Here is a 16,970-nt window from a genome sequence, read left to right on the forward strand (position 1 = left end):
CAGGTCGGGCCGTTGCCGTTCAGCGCGGCGGGGTCGCCCACAATTCCTTGTACACCGCGTCGATTCCGTCAGCTTCGGCCTGAGCGCTGAAGCTGTGTTCGGCCACGTCGCGCGCGGCTTTGGCGGCAGCGTCGTGGCGGGAGGGTTCCAGCAGATTGCAGGCGGCCTCTGCCGCTGCGCCGGCACTTTCCAGCGGCACGACCACCCCGCAGCGCCCCTGCGCCGAGAAAGCCCGGTAGTAGCCGGTATCGCTGCCGACGAACGGCACGCCCGATGCCATCCCCTCCAGAGGTGCCATGCCATACCCTTCGTAGCGAGGTAGCTGCACGACCAGCGACAAGGCCCGCATGAGCGCAGGCAGTTGGTCGGCAGGGATCTCTCCGGGAAACAGGATGCGCTCCTGCAAACCGGCCGAGGCAATCTGATCCTTCAACCCTCGCAGGAAGCCTTCATGCTCGCGCGTCGCGCGCCCGATCACCAGCGCCACGGTGCCCGGGTTTCGCGGCAGGAGGTTCAACATCGCCTCGACAAACAGGTCCGTTCCCTTTTCGGGGCGGATGCGGCCGACCGTGGCAACGCCTCGCTCGCCGCCATATCCCAGGGCGGACCAGGCAGCGTCCCGGTCCTGGGCGGGCGTGAACATGTCGCAATCGACACCATGGGGCACGACCGCGCGGACATGGGGAACGTAATCGGCGGCGGATTCGGTCGTGGCCACCACGGCGTCCATTCGGCTGATGAGCCAGCGGGGAAAGGCCGAGTGCCGTCGCTGCGCGGCCGAGGTGAAGACGATACGGATAGGCAGGCGCAACACGTCGCGTGCCCAGATGGCGGCGCGCATCTCGGTGTTGCGGCGAACGTGCCAGATAGCAAACGCCCGCCCGTCGGGTGCGTGCCGTGACAGGCGCCGGGCTTCGCCCAAGGTGATTGGATCGGGACAGCCGGGCAGGGGATGACCCACCAGCCGCAGGTCGTATCGCTTGGCCTGCTGGCGGATGACATTCGCGGCCGTCGCCGATACGCCGGTGAAATTGCGGTTGAAATTGGTGACGAACAGCTCGGGCATCACGCCAGGCCCAGCTCGCTGCAGAGAGTCTCGACCACATCCTCCAGCGCGCTGTCCTGTCTCGCGACAAAGCGGGCGGCTGCCGCCCGGGCGGTGTCCAGCGCTTTGGGGTCGGTCAGCCAGCGGTCGAGTGCCGTGGCAAGTTGGGCGGCATCCGAAACCTCTGCCGCGCCGCCCATCGCGATCAACGGTGTGAAGGTTTCGGAGAAGTTGAAGGTGCCTGGTCCGGTGATCACGGCGGCGCCTGCCTGTGCGGGCTCGAACGGGTTGTGCCCGCCGATCTCGCGGAGCGATCCACCCAGGAAGACCATAGGCGAAAGCGCGTACCACGTCCCCAACTCGCCGAGCGTGTCAGCAAGGTAGACTTGCGTGTCCTTCGTCACAGCCTGATCCGCCGTTCGGCGCGCACCTTCGAGCCCGGCATCGCGGATCTGCGCGGCCACCGCGTCGCCACGTTCGGGGTGGCGGGGGACAAGCACGAGCAACAGGTCGGGATACCGAGCAAGCAGGCGGCGGTGTGCTTCGAGCACCGCCTCTTCCTCACCCTCGTGGGTGGAACTGGCGATCCAGACGGGACGGGCGCCGATTTGATCCCGTATGTCGGCAAGCGCGTTTTGATCGACCGGCAAGGGGGCTGACATGGCCTTGAGGTTGGTGCCGGGCCGCACGCGCGCAGGGTCTGCGCCCATATCGCGCAGGTCCTCGGCCATGCGGGCGTTCTGCGTGACGAAGACAGAGAATTGACCCAGAACGAACTGCGCAGTGTCAGGCCATTTCTTCCAGCCGTCGACAGACCGCGCCGACAGCCGTGCATTCAGCAAGGCGAGCGGGATACCGTGCGACGCCGCCTCGACGATGGTGCGTGGCCAGATCTCGCTTTCGACGAAGATTCCGGCATCGGGGTGCCAATGAGACAGGAACCGTTCGACAGCCGGGCCGGTGTCGAGTGGCGGATATTGATGCCGGCATCGTGGCGGCATCCGCTTTTCCAGCAAAGCGGCCGAGGTCGGCGTGCCGGAAGTAATCAGGAATTCGGCGTCGGGCAGACGTTCGCCAAGCCGCGCGATCAGGCTGAGCACTGACAGGCTCTCACCGACGCTGGCTGCGTGAAACCAGATCAACCGGCCATCGGGGCGGGGCTGGCTGGCGTGGCCCAACCGTTCCTGCTGGCGGGTTTCGGGGACGCCTGCGGCCTCCAGCTTGCGCCGGACGGCGCGCCAAGCAAAAGGGGCCAACGCTGTCGTGGCCCCGCGGTAAATGGAATAAAGCAGCGTCGGGCTGCCGGTCATGTCATCCGCCCGTATGGCTCATGTGGCGTGACATCTGCCCGCCTACTCGCTGACGGGAGTAGTCAAAATCATGCCCTTTCGGCTTGCGTTCGATCGCGGCGCGGATCGCGGCCTCGAGCGGTTCCTCGGTGTCGGCATGCTCGCGCAGCGGTGCGCGCAGATCGGCCATGTCTTCTTGTCCGAGGCACATGTAAAGCTCGCCGGTGCAGGTCAGGCGCACGCGATTGCAGCTCTCGCAGAAATTATGGGATAGCGGCGTGATGAAACCGATCTTCTGCCCGGTTTCCTCCAGCCGGACATAGCGCGCCGGGCCGCCGGACCGCTCGGCAAGGTCGGTTACGGTGTAGTGCTTTTCATACTCCGCCCGTACGTCGCGCAGCGACCAGTACTGGTCCAGCCGGTCCTCATTGCCGATATCTCCCATCGGCATGACCTCGATCCAGGTCAGGTCCATGTCGCGTTCCGCGCACCATCGGGTGATCTCGGGCAGTTCCGGCTCGTTGAAGCCCTTGAGCGCGACGGCGTTGATCTTGACCCGCAGACCCGCGCGCTGCGCCGCGTCGATCCCGCGCAGCACCTGCGGCAGACGACCCCAGCGGGTGATGTCGGCGAATTTTTTTTCGTCGAGCGTGTCGAGCGAAACATTCACCCGCCGCACCCCGGCCGCGTAAAGCTGATCGGCAAAGCGTTCGAGTTGCGAGCCATTCGTAGTCAGCGTCAGTTCCTTGAGCGCGCCGCTGTCGAGATGGCGGGTCATCGCGTTGAAGAACGTCATGATGTCCCGTCGTACCAGCGGCTCACCCCCGGTGATGCGCAGTTTCTGCACGCCCATCCGCACGAAGGTGGAGCACATCCGGTCCAGTTCCTCGAGCGTCAACAGCTCTTTCTTGGGCAGAAAGGTCATGTTTTCGGACATGCAATATACACAGCGAAAATCGCAGCGATCCGTGACGGAGACACGGAGATAGCTGATGGCGCGGGCGAACGGATCGATCAACGGTGCGGTCATGCGTCCTAGGTAAGGCGGCTCCTCGCTTACCACAAGAGATTTCGGCCATTTGTGCTGGCCTGCCGGGGTGCTTGCGACTAGGGTCCGCGCCATGAGATACGTGATCCTGATTAGCCTCGCCGCGCTGGCCGGGTGCGACACCGTCCGCGAGACTTCCGGCCGCATTTTCGGAGGAGGACAACCGCAGCCCCTCCAAGCCGCCGATGCGGTGGAGGCGTCTGCCGAAACCGAAGCGGTCGATGCCGAGGAAACGGTCCAGACCGCGGCCGTCGAGCCGGAAGAACCCGCACCCGTGGTCAATACCGATTGGCAAGGGGCCAAGACGACCGTTGCCGCGCTGGGAGATCCGACCAAGGCGGGGCGCTGGATGGAAACGCCGCTTGTGGATGTCGAACGGAACGCCCGTATCGTGCTGCCGAAAACCGGCGCAATGACGAATGTCACGCTGATTCCCATCGGCGGTGATCCCGGAGCGGGAAGCCGCCTGTCGCTGGATGCGATGCGCGCGCTTCTGGCGCCGATCGACGAGCTGGTGGAACTCGAGGTTTACGCCAACTAAAGGTGCCGGCCCGCTTCCTTGCGGGCAAAGGGTTTCATCGCGTCGCCATGCCGTTCGAGAAAGGCGCGTGTCCGGTCGGCGTCGTGCTTTGACAATTCGCGCAGCCACCATGCGACAGCTTTCTGCATGAACCAGTCGCGATCCTCGACATACCCTGCGGCCCAGCCAAGGATACGATCACGGGCGACCAGTTCCGCGGGCTTGGGGTGGTTCTGCTTGGTCCAGGGCAGGGTGGAAACGAGCGCGGCGCGCCGCGTCCACATGTGCTCGGACGTGGTCCATGTCTCGACCTCGTCCAACCGCGCAGGATCTGCCACCAGCCGTTTCTGCATCGCCATGCAGGCATGATCCGCAATCGCCCATGAGTCGAAATCGGGCACCCAGCTTACCAGTAGTTTCCAGACCTCTCTGTCGGGTCGAATGCGCGCCTGCGTCAAAAGCTTGGCCGCCGCGACACGTGCCTCGTAGACGTCGGTGCGCCACAACGCGTCTGCCGCTGCCACGCGGTCCTCGACGCTCATCTGTTGGCGCCAAGTTTTCGTCAGATCGTTGAGGATGGGATTAGGCACACCGAGGTAGCGGCGCGGAAACTTGTGGTAACTTGCCTGGCCTTCAGCCCGGTCCGGGTCGGCATGGGCTTCGATTTCTTCGATCAGCGGATGTGACATATGTGGTCCCTCTCACGGCGAGGATACGCCTTGCGCCAGGGCGCACAAGTGCACGCTCACCCCTTGTGGGTCGGATCGGGACGGGCAAACAGCCGCTTCAGCGCGCCGTACTGGCTGATCCCCACACCGGCAAGGATCAGCGAAAGCGCCCCCAACAGCGTGGGGGGCAGCGGTTCGCCGAGGATGAGCGCGCCCAGCAGCATCGACCAGACAGGGACCTGGTAATTTGTCAGCGACATGAAGACCGGACCCGCGCTGCGCACCACGAGCACACGGAACAGGTTGGCCGCCGCAGTCGGGACGAGGCCGAGGAAGGCGATGATGACAAGGCCACGACCGTTGATTTCCGGCACGGGCCCTTCGACCGCCAAGGCGATCGGGATTACCATGCAGGCCGCGATCAGCAGGATCACCGTGGACAGTCCCAAGGGATCGACCGCCGGCAGTCGCCGCATCAGGACCGAGGATATGCCGTAACAAGAGGCCGCCCCGACACAGGCCATGCGCCCGGCCCATTCCAGGTTCGACCCGCTGGTGTCGAAAGCTTGCCCGCCTATCAGCACGGTCACCCCGATGAATCCGATGAGAAAACCGGCGATCCGTCGTGGCGTCAGGCGCTCGCCGGGAACGAAGAAGTGCGCAAGCGGCAGCACGATCAGCGCGACGGATGCCATGGACACGCCGGCGAACCCGGCTGTGACATGCTGCTGACCCCATGCAAGCAGCGAAAAGGGAATGGCGGTGGAAAAAGCGCCAACCGCAAGAACGGCCGCCACCGTGCTGCGTGCCGGGCGTTCAGCAAAGAGGCGAAAACCGACAGCCCACCAGATTGTCAGCATCGTCAGCGCGCCGAACCCGATCCGTCCGCTGGCCAGCCAGAACGGGCCTGCCTCTTCCAGCGCGAGTTCGGTCACCAGAAAGGTCCCGCCCCAGGTGATGCCGAGGGCGGAGATCATCAGCCAGCTTTTTGGCGTGATCTCACTGTGTGCCATTGTGTGCCGAACAATTCCGGAACCGCGCCTGCGGAAGGCTTGTTGACGATGGAAAGGTCAACGCGCTCGAAAGGAGCAGTTCACATGGAAACATCATCACTCGTCATCGTTTTGTTCGTCGTCACCGCGGGTGCGGTTTTGATCTGGGCCATCGTAAGCAAGCGCAAGACCGAAAAGCGCATGCAGGACGATACCGCCCCGAAATCGACCCTGGCAAAGGATGGTCCCGGCCCGAACCCGGTCGAGGCGTCGCGGATCGGCGACCCGGAATGGGGCGACCGCGCCAGCAATCGCCCCGAACCTTGAGATGTGACGGGCGGGGTCGAACCCGCCCGTGAGATCAGTTCTTTGCCTTGTCGACCATCTTGCCCGCGCTGATCCAGGGCATCATGGCGCGCAGCTTTTCGCCGACTTCTTCGATCTGGTGTGCGTCGTTCATCCGGCGCGTCCCCTTGAAGAACGGCTGACCTACTGCATTCTCGCTCATGAAATCGCGGACGAACTTGCCCGACTGGATGTCGTGCAGGATCGCCTTCATCTCGGCCTTGGTGCGCTCATAGGGAAGAACGCGGGGACCCGAGACATACTCGCCGTATTCGGCGGTGTTCGAGATCGAGTAGTTCATGTTGGCGATGCCGCCCTCGTAAATCAGGTCGACGATCAGCTTCACCTCGTGCAGACATTCGAAATAGGCCATCTCGGGGGCGTAGCCCGCCTCGACCAGTGTCTCGAAACCCATACGGATCAGTTCCACGAGACCACCGCAAAGAACGGCCTGCTCGCCGAACAGGTCGGTTTCGCATTCTTCGCGGAAATTGGTCTCGATAATGCCCGACCGGCCGCCGCCGATCGCCGAGCAGTAGCTGAGACCCAGTTCCAGCGCCTTGCCCGACGCGTCCTGATGAACGGCCACCAGGCAGGGCACGCCGCCGCCCTTGGTGTATTCGCCGCGCACGGTATGGCCGGGACCCTTGGGGGCCATCATTATGACGTCGACGCCGGGCTTGGGCTCGATCAGGCCGAAATGCACGTTCAGGCCGTGGGCAAAGGCGATTGCTGCGCCTTCGCGCAGGTTGTCGTGCACGTATTTCTTGTAGGTTTCGGCCTGAAGTTCATCGGGCATTGTGAACATGATCAGGTCGCACCACGCCGCCGCCTCGGCGATGCCCATGACCTGCAGCCCCTCGGCTTCGGCCTTCTTGGCGCTGGCCGAGCCTTCGCGCAGGGCGACGACAAGGTTCTTGGCACCCGAGTCGCGCAGGTTCAGAGCGTGGGCGTGGCCCTGCGAGCCGTAGCCCAGGATCGCAACTTTCTTGTCCTTGATCAGGTTGATGTCGCAGTCGCGGTCGTAATAAACGCGCATGATCTTTTCCCTTTCCGTTTGGATCTGGGGTAGTTCTATCCCGCCAGTTTTGGGTTTTTAAGTCGATCCGACATGGATAATGAGTTATGTGGTGAAAAATCATTCTTCCATTGGCTGATTGGTGGACAAATCATGCTGGACGACATCGACCGCCGCATCCTGCGCCATTTGCAGGCCGACCCGACGCTTTCGACCGCCGAACTGGCAGAGCGCGCCCGCATCAGCGCGGCAAGCTGCTGGCGGCGCGTAGAGAAGATGCAGGCTGCGGGCATAATCCTTACGCAGGAGGCCGTGATCGACTGGGCGGCGCTAGGCTACGCGGTCGAGGTCTCGCTCCGTTTCACCCTGGACAAGACGCAACCGCGTGCCTTTGACGAGTTTCTCGCCGCTGCACGCGACGTGCCCGAGGTGCTGGAGATCCAGACTTTCCTTGGCCGGGTCGATGTGCGCCTGTCGGTGATTGCGCGCGACATGGCCCATTATCAGCAGCTCTACCGGGATCGCATCCTGACGCTGCCGCATATTGCCGATATCGAGGCGCTGATGCATATCGCACGTGTCAAGGAAGAAGAGGCCTTGCCAGTATGATCGAGCTTGACGAGATCGACCGAAAGTTGCTGGCCGCGCTGGCACGGGACGCCACGCAGAACGCCAGTGCACTTGGTCGCCGGTTCGGGTTGTCGCAGCCGGCGGCGTGGCGGCGCATCCGTCGATTGCAGGACGGCGGTGCGATCAAGGGACGGCGCTTGCGGCTGAATACCGAGGCACTGGGATTCGGTGTCACGGTCTTTCTTGGGGTAAAACTGGCACGCAAGGGCCGGGTCAGCCTCGAGGATTTCGAACGCGCCGTCTCGGCCATTCCCGAGGTTCAGACGGTTGAGCATATTCTAGGCCTCTACGACTACCGGCTTCGCGTGGTGGCGCGCGACCTTGCCGATTTCGAACGCGTGCTGCGGCGGCGGATCATGACCCTGCCCGGGGCCGGAGAGGTCGAGGCCAATGTTCTGCTGTCCGAGGAACGGCGACCGGGCCCCTTGGGCTGAGTGACGCTTGAAGGGCAGGTGCCGTCGCGCCATAGTGCCTGAGATACTGCCGCCCTTTACAAGGACCTTTCCCATGACAGCGCTGCGCCCCGATATCGATCCCGACGGGCTCGAGGAGTTCTCGGTCGTCTTCACCGATCGTTCGCTCAACCACATGTCCGCCGTTTTTCAGCAGGTGATGCGCGACATCTCGGACATGCTGCGCGAGGTTTACGGTGCTGATGGCGTCGCGCTCGTGCCCGGCGGCGGTACCTACGGCATGGAGGCCGTCGCCCGCCAGTTTGCGCGCGACGCGCGGGTGCTGGTGGTACGAAATGGATGGTTCTCCTACCGCTGGAGCCAGATTTTCGAGGCCGGAGGTCTGCCCGCATCCTCCTCTGTGATGAAGGCGCGCCCCACGGGCAACACCGCGCCGTCGCCCTTTGCGCCCGCACCAATCGGCGAAGTGGTGGATGCGATCCGCAACGACAAGCCCGGCATCGTCTTTGCACCGCATGTCGAAACCTCTGCCGGGGTGATCCTGCCCGATGACTACATCACGCAGATGGCCGCTGCTGCGCATGAGGTGGGGGCCCTGATGGTACTAGACTGCATCGCTTCGGGCTGCGCCTGGGTCGACATGCGTGCGACAGGGGTCGACGTGTTGATCTCGGCCCCGCAAAAAGGCTGGAGCGCGCAGCCCTGCGCCGGGTTGGTGATGCTCTCGGAACGGGCCGAGGCGCGGCTGGCCGAGACCAGTTCCGACAGTTTCGCGCTGGACCTCAAGAAATGGCGCCAGATCATGCAGGCATATGAAAGCGGCGGCCATGCCTATCACGCGACCATGCCTACCGACGCGCTGCGCGTGTTCCGTGACACGATGGCCGAAACTCGCGACTACGGCTTCGCCCGACTGCGCGATGCGCAATGGGCGCTGGGGAACGGGGTGCGCGCGATGCTCGGGGCCAAGGGGGTAACCTCGGTCGCGGCCGAAGGCTTCGGCGCCCCGGGGGTGGTGGTGAGCTACACCGACGACCCTGAGGTCCAGAGCGGTCGGGCCTTCGCCGCGCAGGGCGTGCAGATCGCTGCGGGCGTGCCGCTTCAAGTGGGCGAGCCCGAAGGGTTCTCTACCTTCCGTCTGGGCCTGTTCGGGCTGGACAAGCTCTATGATGTCGACGGAACGATTGCGCGGCTCGGACGGGCGCTCGACGCGGTCCTCTGACCTTCCTCTTGCAAGAAATATCCCGGGGGAGTCGCGGCACGCCGCGACGGGGGCAGCGCCCCCGGCCCCCTGCGGGCTAGCGCACGCCGAGCCCCATCTGCATCAGCGTCTTGCGTACCGGTGCCATGGAGTAAAGCGCGTTCAACCCCATCGCACGGGCATCGCGCAGCGGCTGGGCCTGCCACATCGAGGCCCGGTTCAGCATGTCGATACCCTGCACACGCAGCGAGATATCGCGATGGCGCGCCTTGTGATAACGGTCGAGCAGATCGACCGCGCCGGGGTCTTCGCGGTGCGCCTCGGACAGTTCGAGCAGTGTCGCAAGATCGCCCAGCGACATGTTCAACCCCTGCGCACCGATCGGCGGCACGACATGAGCAGCTTCGGCCATCAACGCGATGCGTTCCCCGGCCAGCCGGTCGGCCTGCTGGCTAATGATCGGCCAGATCGTCCGGCGCGAGGCCAGCGTAAGCGGCCCGAAGAGGCCGCAGGATCGTTCCGTCATCGCCTGTTCGAAAGTGGCAGTGTCCATCGTCTGCAACTCGACCGCGCGGGGCCCGCGTTCCATCCAGACGACGGCGGACGAGGGGCGCCCTTGCCAATCCGGCAGCGGCACCAGTGTGAACGGCCCGCCCGAGCGATGGATCTCGGTCGACACGTCTTGGTGGGCAATCGGATGGGTCACGGCAAAGGCAAGTGCCTTTTGGCCGTAGCGTGTCGTGTGAACGCCGATCCCGGCCGCTTCGCGCATGGGGGAGTTGCGGCCATCGGCGGCAATCACGAGCTTCGCACGGATCTGGGTGCCGTCGCTCAGTCCCACCCGCGCCTCGGCGGTTCGGGTGAACAGGCTGCGTGTCCCGGTCCCCGGACGGAACTGAACGTTCGGAAGCTCGGCCAGCCGGGCCACCATTTCGCGGCGCAACAACCAGTTCGGAAGGTTCCAGCCAAAGGGCCGGTCGGAGATATCGGAAGCGTCGAAATCGCGCACGACGCGCGGTTCCGGCAGTGTGCCGCCGGCATCGACGATGCGCATGACCTGAAGCGGGCTTGCATGGGAATCCAGCCGGTCCCAGAGGCCCGCGCGTTCCAAAAGACCGCGCGCGGGCTGGAGAAAGGCGGTGCTGCGCATGTCCGCGCCGTCGACGTCCCGTTCGGTAACGGGCGGAGTCGGGTCGACGCAGATCACGTCGAACCCGGCACTTCCAAAGGCGGCGGCGGCGGTCAGTCCGGCAATGCCGCCGCCAGAGATCAGGATATCACAGGTATCGGCCATGGCGCCCTCCGTTCAGGGGCACCATATGGCGCGGTGGCCGCGCCCGCCAAGCGACATCCTGTCAGGGGTCATCCCCATGCCATGCAGACCAGCAGCACCCAAAGCACGGGTACCATCATCAAGGCGGGGATGTAGAGGCCGGGAATGCCGAACAGCATGATCGAACAGCCCCACATGGCAATCAGGGCGATGGCCGCCCAGAACAGGTTCTCTTCGTCGCCATACGCGACCTCGCGGGCCATCCAGCCGAAGAGGGGGATTGCAAAGAAAAACCGTTGCCAAAAGGGCAGACGGCGCGGCATCTCGGTCGCGGCCATTCGTGTCTCCAAGGTAAGTATTGTTCGCGTACCGGGCATATAGGTTGCGTGGCTCCGGCGCGGGAGGCACATTTGGTCGCATCTCCCCTGCGTCAGCGCCGCGTAGCCCCCGGTCAGACGAGGCGTGACAGAAATGCCGTCAGGTCGTCGGTATGGTGGTGAATATGCTCGGCCTCGAGCGGCTCTGGTGCGACATGTACCGTGCGCATGCCCATCGCATGCGGTTCGGCAAGGTTGCGAGGGTCGTCTTCGAACATAGCGGCACGTTCAGTGGCGATGCCGTCGGCGGCGAACACGGTCTCGAAAGCGGCACGGTGCGGTTTGGGCCGGTAACCGGCATGCTCGACGCCGTAGATCGCATCGAACAGGCCCGACAAGCCGCGCGCGGCAAGGACGCGTTCGGCATACGGAGCGCTACCATTGGTGTAGACGATCCGGCGGCCGGGCAGGTCGCGGATATGTGCGGCAAGCTCGACATCGGGTGTCATGTGGCTGGTGTCGACCTCGTGCACGGCGACGAGATAGGGGTCGGGGTCGATGCCATGAACGGCCATCAGCCCGGCCAGCGTCGTGCCATAGTCGCGCCAGTATTCATGCCTCAGCCGGTCGGCCTCGTCCTGCGTCACGCTGAGCTGGTCCATGACGTATTGCGTCATCAGCACTTCGATCTGGTCGAAGAGCCGCATCTGCGGCGGATAGAGTGTGTTGTCGAGGTCGAAGACCCACTGAGACACGTGCGAGAAAGAACACTTTACCATGGGCAGGGGTTTAGGACTCTCATACCCCGGTTTCAATGGGCGGGCTTGATTGAATTGATGGCGCCCGGCTAAACATGTGGAATGCAACGGGAAGGCAGGGCATGACACAGACACGACCGCCGCAGAAGGACGCTTATGATATGATCCTCGAGGCGATCGATATCGGCATCTACAAGCCGGGTGACCGGTTGGTCGAAAGCGAACTTGCCGAACGTTTCGGTGTTTCCCGCACACCCATCCGCGAAGCGCTGCAACGGCTGGAAACCCAGCGCCTGCTCGAACGGGACGGGCGCTCGCTGATCGTAGCGTCGCTTGACCACAACCAGATGGCTGAGCTGTACGTGGTGCGCCGTGAACTGGAAGGGCTGGCCGCGCGTCTCGCCGCCAGGCACGCGACCCAGGAAGAGATCGACGTTCTGCGCGACATGGTGGCCGCCGACAACAAGCTGGTGAATGACCCTTCGGCATTGTCGCGTGCGAACCGGCGGTTTCATGTTCAGATCCATCTTGCGTCTCATAATCGCTATCTCGTGCAGCAACTGGACCTCGTGCATCGGACCATGGCGTTGATGGCGACCACGTCGCTGGCTGCGCAGGGGCGGGGAGAGATCGCCCAGTCCGAACATCAGGGGATCGTCGATGCCATTGCGGCCCGAGACGAGGATCGTGCGGCGCAGGCGCTCAAGGATCACATCTCGATCGCCTTCATGACACGGCTGAAACAGGATGCCGATACGCGCGAGCGGCACTGAGGGTCAGGCCGCGCTTTCCTCTCCGGCCTGTCCGTGCTGCGTCTTGTCCCAGAAAAAGGGGTCGGCTGCCAATTCCCACAGCGCCTTGTAGGCTGCCACGACTCCAAGGGGAAAATACAGCGGCATGGTCAGGACCCATGGGAGCAGAAATCGCCGCTGCGGAGCCGAAACGGCAACCACGCCTACGACGAAGTTCAGGGTCTCGGCCGCGATGAAGATCGCGGCGCATGCCAGGATGGCGGAAGTCGGCAACATGGCATGAGCCGGATGGTCGAGGCCCATCAGGATCAGCCAGAAGGACCATAGCACCGGGGCAAGCAGGAACTGGCCGAGCGTTCCCAGAAAGAAGGCCTGCACACCGACAAACCGCGCCCAGCCGAGATCGGCAAGCAAGCGACGCGGGCTGCGCATGTGTACGAGATAGGTTTTCATGAACCCTTTGAGCCAGCGAGAACGCTGCTTGACCCAGGGCCACGTCCGGAAGTTTGCCTCCTCAAAGGTGACGGTTTCGATCAACTCGGTTCGATACCCGGCGCGGCAGAGCCGGACCCCGAGATCGGCATCCTCGGTCACGTTATGCGCGTCCCATCCGCCGAGCCTTTCCAGAACGTCACGTTTGAAGAACAGCGTCGTGCCGCCGAGAGGTACAACGAGGCCAAGACGGGCGATGCCCGGCAGGACGACCCGGAACCAGCTGGCATATTCGATGGTAAAGCAACGGGCCCGCCAATTGCTGCGAGGGTTGTAGTAATCGAGAATGCCCTGGAGGCAGACCACGTCCTCGTCTGCGTGGGCAAAACGTGCGGCCACATGCTCGATCTGGTCGGGTAGGGGGGCATCCTCGGCATCCCAGACGCCTATGATGTCGCCCTTGCAGAAGTCGAGAGCATAGTTCATCGCGCGCGGTTTGGTTGTCAGACCTCGATGGGCAGGCACCTCGATCACGCGCATCCAATGCGGCAACCGAGCCCTTGCAAGGGCTGCGCGGGTGACGTCGTCATGCGCTTCGAGCACAAGTATGACATCGAGAAGAGCCTTGGGATAGGTCAAGCGCGACAGTCGCTCCACCAGAGCGCCGGCGATTTCGCGTTCCCTGTAGAGAGGAACCAGCATCGATACGCAAGGCGGGCGGTCGGGCAAGTCGAGCGATGGTCGGGTCGATGGTGCCAAGAGTGAATGGTGGGACAGCATATGCGCGACAAATCCCGCCAGGCGAAGACCGAAGAAGAGCAGCAGTGTGATTACGGCGGTCACGAAGAGCAGCGTGAAACCCGCTAGAGGCATCGCCAAGAGGGCAAGGCAGAACGCGGTCAAGCCTAGAGCTGCGGGCAGCTTCGCGATCGGCGTCCATGTGCGGCAACTCATTTCGGCAGGGGCGCGATTGCTGGCCGCTGCCGCCAACCCTTCGGCGTAGTGTTCGGCGAGCCGGTGGTCGATATCGGCGCGTCGGGCAAGAACGGGAACGGCAGTCAGGCCGCGTCGCGCCAGTTCTTGCCTGACTGGTTCGAAACGGTCGGGCCGCTCTGTCGCGACGAGGATCATGGGCCCCATACGCACCCACGGGACCACGCGCTGATCGAACCAGAACCGGCGGCACGCAAGTCCAAAGAGCGCGTGCACGGGAGGTTGACGAGACAAATCCGCGTGCTGAAGGCCCGATTGCGCGGCCAGCGCATTCATGATGTCCGGCTTCTCGGCCCAGCCCTCGGCAATCAGGATCTCGCCCAGCGGTGCCCGGATGCGCTGTTGCAGTTCCAGGGCTCTGACGAGTTGCGGCGGCGTGATCACGCCCGAGTCGACAAGACATCGTCCCAGCGGCAGACGCGACCGCCCCGCCTGCGCGGCCGGCGCAGGCGAAAACAGCCTGAGGTTCTGCTCACTCATCCCGTGTCCCCTGACGCCTATTGGTTACGTCAGGGTTGTATGGGGGTAGTTAATACATGGTTAACGAGTGTAGCGTCAGGCGACGTCCTTGCGCTTTGTCATTGCGTCCGCGAACCGCTCGAACAGATAGAAGCTGTCCTGCGGGCCCGGGCTTGCCTCGGGGTGATACTGGACCGAATAGACGGGACGGTCTGCCATGCGAATGCCGCAGTTGGAACCGTCAAACAGAGAGCGATGCGTTTCGACCACGCCCTCCGGCAAGCTCTGCGCGTCCACCGCGAAACCGTGGTTCATCGAGGTGATCTCGACCTTGCCTGTCTCGAGATCCTTGACCGGGTGGTTCGCACCGTGGTGCCCATGGTTCATCTTGACCGTTTTCGCCCCGAGGGCGAGGCCCAGCATCTGATGGCCGAGACATATGCCGAAAACGGGCAGGTCGGTTTTCTCGAGGATGCCACGGATCGTCGGAACGGCGTATGTGCCGGTGGCAGCGGGGTCTCCAGGACCATTCGACAGGAACACGCCATCGGGTTCATAGGCGAGGACCTCTTCGGCCGTGGCCGAGGCAGGCAGGACTGTCACGTCGCATCCGGCACTTGCCAGGCAGCGCAGGATGTTGCGCTTGGCGCCGTAATCGATCGCGACGACCTTGTGTGCCGGGTCGGCGAGCCGCTTGTACCCTTCGGGCCAAGCCCACCGCATCTCGTCCCAGCGGTAGCTTTGCGCGCAGGTGACGTCCTTGGCGAGGTCCATCCCTTCGAGCCCTGCGAATCCGCGCGCCGCGCGGACCAGCGCCTCGATGTCGAATTGCCCCTCGGGGTCATGGGCGAGCGCCACATGCGGCGCACCCTGCTGGCGGATCGCCCGCGTCAGGCGGCGGGTATCCACACCGCCAATGGCGATACGGCCGCGCCGCGCCAGCCAATCGGTCAGCGGTTCGGCGGCGCGCCAGTTCGACGGCTCGGTGGGGTCCCACTTGACCACCATGCCTGCGGCGACCGGATCCGCCGTTTCGTCATCGTCGGGGTTTACGCCGACATTGCCGATATGGGGAAACGTGAACGTCACGATCTGCCCGGCATAGGAGGGATCGGTCATGATCTCCTGGTAGCCTGTCATGGCGGTGTTGAAGCACAGCTCGGCAACGGTCTGGCCCGTCGCGCCGAAACCGTGCCCGTAAAACAGCGTACCGTCGGCCAGGGCAAGACAAGCGGTCGGTCTGGAAACCATTGCGGCAATCTCCATGCTGGGGGTCCGGCCCGCAATAGGACCCCACGGCTATGGCGTCAAGCCGACGACGCCATGGGATGGCTGCTATTACTCGGCGTAGCAATCCTCGGTAAAGCGGTCGCAGGTTCCTTCATCCGTTGGCGGCGTTGTTGGTGTCGGATTCGGTGTCGGGCCGGGCGGAGGGGCGGGGGCGGCAGCTGGCGGAGCCTCGGTATCGGCCCAGCCCGCGCTGATACCCACGCTTGCCTGATCGTCTCCGAGCACCAGCCCAAGGTCCGGTCCGATATACCATCCCTCACCGAGGTAGGCGACGCCGATATTCGGGCGCCAGCGATTGGCCTGGAACAGGTAATCGATCCCCAGGCTGGCGACCACGCTGTCTTCTTCATCGTCCGAAAAGACCTTGACCGTCAGGCCCGGGCCGTTGCCGTCACCAAATACGAATGTCAGGCCGACGCCAAATGTCGGATCGGCTGCCACGGGGCTTGCGGTTGCCAGGGCTAGTCCGGCGGCAAGCACCAGGCGGCAGTTCGGGGGATGGGCCATGCAGAATACCTCGAAAAATGAACGCGAACAAAACGTCGCAAACATATCACGAGTCACGCAGCCGATAAACACCGGACCCGATTCGGCCTTGTTTTCGTTGGTTGCCGGAGATACGTGTACAGTTTCGTGAAGATGGGGAACACGATACCGATGACCGATTTGCGAATGCAGATATCTGCGGCGCTGAAGCAGGCCATGAAGGATAAGGACGCAGAAAGACTGTCCACCCTGCGCCTGATCAATGCCGCTATCAAGGATCGCGACATTGCAAACCGTGCCGCGAGCGACGAGGAAAAGCCCGGTTGTGGCAATGTCGAAGTGCTCGATATCCTCGGCAAAATGGCGAAGCAGCGCCGCGAAAGCGCACGCGCCTACGAAGAAGGTGGTCGTCTCGACCTCGCTGAGCGCGAGGAGCGGGAGATCGCGGTGATCCAGGAGTTTATGCCGCGCCAGCTCGACGAGAGCGAAGTGGACCGCGCCATTGAAGAGGCGATCTCTTCCACCGGTGCAGGTTCCATCCGCGACATGGGCAAGGTGATGGGCGAGTTGAAGTCGCGCTACTCCGGGCGCATGGATTTCGGCAAGGTCGGCCCGCGGGTAAAGGATCACCTCTGCGCGGGGCAGTCGCCCTGCGCTTAATTCGGCCGCTCGAGGCCTTTGTGGGGGCGGGGCGCATCGCGGCTCGGCCCTAAGTCATTGAACATGATCGTCACATGCTTGCACCGCTATCAGGCGGTGTTCTTGTGTTCGACTGGCGTGTCGCGATGCCCGAGGGTGCGCTTCAACGCTGTCGTAGTCAACCTGCCGAAACAGTACCCCGACATCGCAACGATCAAGTTGGCGCCAAGGTTATGTGGGTACACCGTCGTGAAGCACGGCAACAAGATCGAAGAGGAGCCGGCCGCCGGCATTCGGATGCTCTAGAAGCCGTGGGTTCAGGCCGGAGCGATTCCCGCCTTGGTCTGGCCTGTCGATCGAGTGACGGATGCCGCTCAGTTACCGTTTCGAGAATAGCTGCCA

At 63.6% G+C, this 16,970-nt stretch carries 19 protein-coding genes; 7 read left to right on the forward strand and 12 right to left on the reverse strand.

Translation table 11 applies throughout. The features are described 5' to 3' along the window. Positions 1–19: 19 nt before the first annotated feature. Genes ACFORG_RS17680 through moaA form a run of 3 tightly spaced genes read right to left on the reverse strand, consistent with a single transcriptional unit; the run spans position 20 to position 3,364 of the window. A complete protein-coding gene (locus tag ACFORG_RS17680) occupies positions 20–1,066 on the reverse strand; it encodes a glycosyltransferase family 4 protein (protein WP_386736859.1) in 1,047 nt (348 codons plus the stop codon). Then, positions 1,066–2,355, reverse strand: coding sequence for a 3-deoxy-D-manno-octulosonic acid transferase (locus ACFORG_RS17685; RefSeq protein WP_386736860.1), 1,290 nt, complete (start codon positions 2,353–2,355; stop codon positions 1,066–1,068). Before ACFORG_RS17685 ends, ACFORG_RS17680 begins: the two co-directional genes overlap by 1 nt. A gap of 1 nt (position 2,356) precedes the next feature. Then, a complete protein-coding gene (gene moaA / locus ACFORG_RS17690) occupies positions 2,357–3,364 on the reverse strand; it encodes a GTP 3',8-cyclase MoaA (protein ID WP_386736861.1) in 1,008 nt (335 codons plus the stop codon). Between the two features lie 91 nt (positions 3,365–3,455). Between moaA and ACFORG_RS17695 the strand changes: the two genes are divergently transcribed. After that, positions 3,456–3,923 (forward strand): hypothetical protein, encoded by a 468-nt coding sequence (locus ACFORG_RS17695; RefSeq protein WP_386736862.1) that lies wholly within the window; start codon positions 3,456–3,458, stop codon positions 3,921–3,923. Here ACFORG_RS17695 and ACFORG_RS17700 read toward each other — a convergent pair. Together ACFORG_RS17700 and ACFORG_RS17705 are read right to left on the reverse strand one after the other, a co-directional pair. Next, positions 3,920–4,591 carry a DNA alkylation repair protein gene (locus ACFORG_RS17700; RefSeq protein WP_386736863.1) on the reverse strand — a complete coding sequence of 224 codons (672 nt, stop codon included), beginning with the start codon at positions 4,589–4,591 and terminating at the stop codon, positions 3,920–3,922. The genes ACFORG_RS17695 and ACFORG_RS17700 overlap by 4 nt on opposite strands. A gap of 56 nt (positions 4,592–4,647) precedes the next feature. Beyond that, complete coding sequence (locus tag ACFORG_RS17705; RefSeq protein ID WP_386736864.1) at positions 4,648–5,547, reverse strand: DMT family transporter; 900 nt, start codon at positions 5,545–5,547, stop codon at positions 4,648–4,650. A 120-nt stretch (positions 5,548–5,667) separates the two neighbouring features. On the opposite strand from ACFORG_RS17705, the gene ACFORG_RS17710 reads away from it, so the two are divergent. Further along, entirely contained in the window at positions 5,668–5,889 is a 222-nt protein-coding gene (locus ACFORG_RS17710; RefSeq protein WP_386736865.1) for a hypothetical protein, read from the forward strand. Between the two features lie 34 nt (positions 5,890–5,923). Here the strand turns inward: ACFORG_RS17710 and ilvC are convergent, their stop codons facing one another. Continuing rightward, a complete protein-coding gene (gene ilvC / locus ACFORG_RS17715) occupies positions 5,924–6,946 on the reverse strand; it encodes a ketol-acid reductoisomerase (protein WP_386736866.1) in 1,023 nt (340 codons plus the stop codon). Positions 6,947–7,078: 132 nt separating this feature from the next. Here ilvC and ACFORG_RS17720 point away from each other — a divergent pair, with 132 nt between their 5' ends. From ACFORG_RS17720 to ACFORG_RS17730, 3 genes are all read left to right on the forward strand, one after another. Beyond that, positions 7,079–7,534 (forward strand): Lrp/AsnC family transcriptional regulator, encoded by a 456-nt coding sequence (locus ACFORG_RS17720; protein ID WP_386736867.1) that lies wholly within the window; start codon positions 7,079–7,081, stop codon positions 7,532–7,534. Then, positions 7,531–7,989, forward strand: a complete 459-nt coding sequence (locus tag ACFORG_RS17725; RefSeq protein WP_386736868.1) for an Lrp/AsnC family transcriptional regulator — start codon at positions 7,531–7,533, stop codon at positions 7,987–7,989. Before ACFORG_RS17720 ends, ACFORG_RS17725 begins: the two co-directional genes overlap by 4 nt. Before the next feature lie 73 nt (positions 7,990–8,062). Continuing rightward, positions 8,063–9,190: an aminotransferase class V-fold PLP-dependent enzyme gene (locus ACFORG_RS17730; RefSeq protein WP_386736869.1), complete on the forward strand. Its 1,128-nt coding sequence runs from the start codon at positions 8,063–8,065 to the stop codon at positions 9,188–9,190. A gap of 76 nt (positions 9,191–9,266) precedes the next feature. On the opposite strand, the gene ACFORG_RS17735 is transcribed toward ACFORG_RS17730, so the two are convergent. From ACFORG_RS17735 to ACFORG_RS17745, 3 genes are all read right to left on the reverse strand, one after another. Then, complete coding sequence (locus ACFORG_RS17735; protein WP_386736870.1) at positions 9,267–10,463, reverse strand: UbiH/UbiF family hydroxylase; 1,197 nt, start codon at positions 10,461–10,463, stop codon at positions 9,267–9,269. Between the two features lie 68 nt (positions 10,464–10,531). Further along, positions 10,532–10,780 (reverse strand): hypothetical protein, encoded by a 249-nt coding sequence (locus ACFORG_RS17740; protein WP_386736871.1) that lies wholly within the window; start codon positions 10,778–10,780, stop codon positions 10,532–10,534. A gap of 113 nt (positions 10,781–10,893) precedes the next feature. Beyond that, the gene (locus tag ACFORG_RS17745; protein ID WP_386736872.1) at positions 10,894–11,538 is read right to left on the reverse strand and encodes a pyrimidine 5'-nucleotidase; all 645 of its coding nucleotides are present in this window, start codon (positions 11,536–11,538) and stop codon (positions 10,894–10,896) included. A gap of 101 nt (positions 11,539–11,639) precedes the next feature. Between ACFORG_RS17745 and ACFORG_RS17750 the strand changes: the two genes are divergently transcribed. Beyond that, positions 11,640–12,290 (forward strand): GntR family transcriptional regulator, encoded by a 651-nt coding sequence (locus ACFORG_RS17750; RefSeq protein WP_386736873.1) that lies wholly within the window; start codon positions 11,640–11,642, stop codon positions 12,288–12,290. A 3-nt stretch (positions 12,291–12,293) separates the two neighbouring features. Here the strand turns inward: ACFORG_RS17750 and ACFORG_RS17755 are convergent, their stop codons facing one another. From ACFORG_RS17755 to ACFORG_RS17765, 3 genes are all read right to left on the reverse strand, one after another. Then, positions 12,294–14,174 carry a glycosyltransferase family 2 protein gene (locus tag ACFORG_RS17755; RefSeq protein WP_386736874.1) on the reverse strand — a complete coding sequence of 627 codons (1,881 nt, stop codon included), beginning with the start codon at positions 14,172–14,174 and terminating at the stop codon, positions 12,294–12,296. 75 nt (positions 14,175–14,249) lie between these two features. Then, on the reverse strand, positions 14,250–15,404 hold the full coding sequence (gene carA / locus ACFORG_RS17760; RefSeq protein WP_386736875.1) for a glutamine-hydrolyzing carbamoyl-phosphate synthase small subunit: 1,155 nt from the start codon (positions 15,402–15,404) through the stop codon (positions 14,250–14,252). 87 nt (positions 15,405–15,491) lie between these two features. Next, a complete protein-coding gene (locus ACFORG_RS17765) occupies positions 15,492–15,950 on the reverse strand; it encodes a hypothetical protein (protein WP_386736876.1) in 459 nt (152 codons plus the stop codon). A 150-nt stretch (positions 15,951–16,100) separates the two neighbouring features. Between ACFORG_RS17765 and ACFORG_RS17770 the strand changes: the two genes are divergently transcribed. Continuing rightward, positions 16,101–16,589, forward strand: coding sequence for a GatB/YqeY domain-containing protein (locus ACFORG_RS17770; protein ID WP_386736877.1), 489 nt, complete (start codon positions 16,101–16,103; stop codon positions 16,587–16,589). The last annotated feature ends 381 nt before the right edge of the window (positions 16,590–16,970 follow it).

This window comes from Lutimaribacter marinistellae (assembly GCF_042648365.1).
Classification (GTDB): domain Bacteria; phylum Pseudomonadota; class Alphaproteobacteria; order Rhodobacterales; family Rhodobacteraceae; genus Lutimaribacter_A; species Lutimaribacter_A marinistellae.

Excerpts from the sequence above, each read along its gene's own strand:
- ACFORG_RS17680 (WP_386736859.1), bottom strand. The coding sequence starts at position 1,066 with ATGCCCGAGCTGTTCGTCACCAATTTCAACCGCAATTTCACCGGCGTA.
- ACFORG_RS17685 (WP_386736860.1), bottom strand. The coding sequence starts at position 2,355 with ATGACCGGCAGCCCGACGCTGCTTTATTCCATTTACCGCGGGGCCACG.
- moaA (WP_386736861.1), bottom strand. The coding sequence starts at position 3,364 with ATGACCGCACCGTTGATCGATCCGTTCGCCCGCGCCATCAGCTATCTC.
- ACFORG_RS17695 (WP_386736862.1), top strand. The coding sequence starts at position 3,456 with ATGAGATACGTGATCCTGATTAGCCTCGCCGCGCTGGCCGGGTGCGAC.
- ACFORG_RS17700 (WP_386736863.1), bottom strand. The coding sequence starts at position 4,591 with ATGTCACATCCGCTGATCGAAGAAATCGAAGCCCATGCCGACCCGGAC.
- ACFORG_RS17705 (WP_386736864.1), bottom strand. The coding sequence starts at position 5,547 with ATGATCTCCGCCCTCGGCATCACCTGGGGCGGGACCTTTCTGGTGACC.
- ACFORG_RS17710 (WP_386736865.1), top strand. The coding sequence starts at position 5,668 with ATGGAAACATCATCACTCGTCATCGTTTTGTTCGTCGTCACCGCGGGT.
- ilvC (WP_386736866.1), bottom strand. The coding sequence starts at position 6,946 with ATGCGCGTTTATTACGACCGCGACTGCGACATCAACCTGATCAAGGAC.
- ACFORG_RS17720 (WP_386736867.1), top strand. The coding sequence starts at position 7,079 with ATGCTGGACGACATCGACCGCCGCATCCTGCGCCATTTGCAGGCCGAC.
- ACFORG_RS17725 (WP_386736868.1), top strand. The coding sequence starts at position 7,531 with ATGATCGAGCTTGACGAGATCGACCGAAAGTTGCTGGCCGCGCTGGCA.
- ACFORG_RS17730 (WP_386736869.1), top strand. The coding sequence starts at position 8,063 with ATGACAGCGCTGCGCCCCGATATCGATCCCGACGGGCTCGAGGAGTTC.
- ACFORG_RS17735 (WP_386736870.1), bottom strand. The coding sequence starts at position 10,463 with ATGGCCGATACCTGTGATATCCTGATCTCTGGCGGCGGCATTGCCGGA.
- ACFORG_RS17740 (WP_386736871.1), bottom strand. The coding sequence starts at position 10,780 with ATGGCCGCGACCGAGATGCCGCGCCGTCTGCCCTTTTGGCAACGGTTT.
- ACFORG_RS17745 (WP_386736872.1), bottom strand. The coding sequence starts at position 11,538 with ATGGTAAAGTGTTCTTTCTCGCACGTGTCTCAGTGGGTCTTCGACCTC.
- ACFORG_RS17750 (WP_386736873.1), top strand. The coding sequence starts at position 11,640 with ATGACACAGACACGACCGCCGCAGAAGGACGCTTATGATATGATCCTC.
- ACFORG_RS17755 (WP_386736874.1), bottom strand. The coding sequence starts at position 14,174 with ATGAGTGAGCAGAACCTCAGGCTGTTTTCGCCTGCGCCGGCCGCGCAG.
- carA (WP_386736875.1), bottom strand. The coding sequence starts at position 15,404 with ATGGTTTCCAGACCGACCGCTTGTCTTGCCCTGGCCGACGGTACGCTG.
- ACFORG_RS17765 (WP_386736876.1), bottom strand. The coding sequence starts at position 15,950 with ATGGCCCATCCCCCGAACTGCCGCCTGGTGCTTGCCGCCGGACTAGCC.
- ACFORG_RS17770 (WP_386736877.1), top strand. The coding sequence starts at position 16,101 with ATGACCGATTTGCGAATGCAGATATCTGCGGCGCTGAAGCAGGCCATG.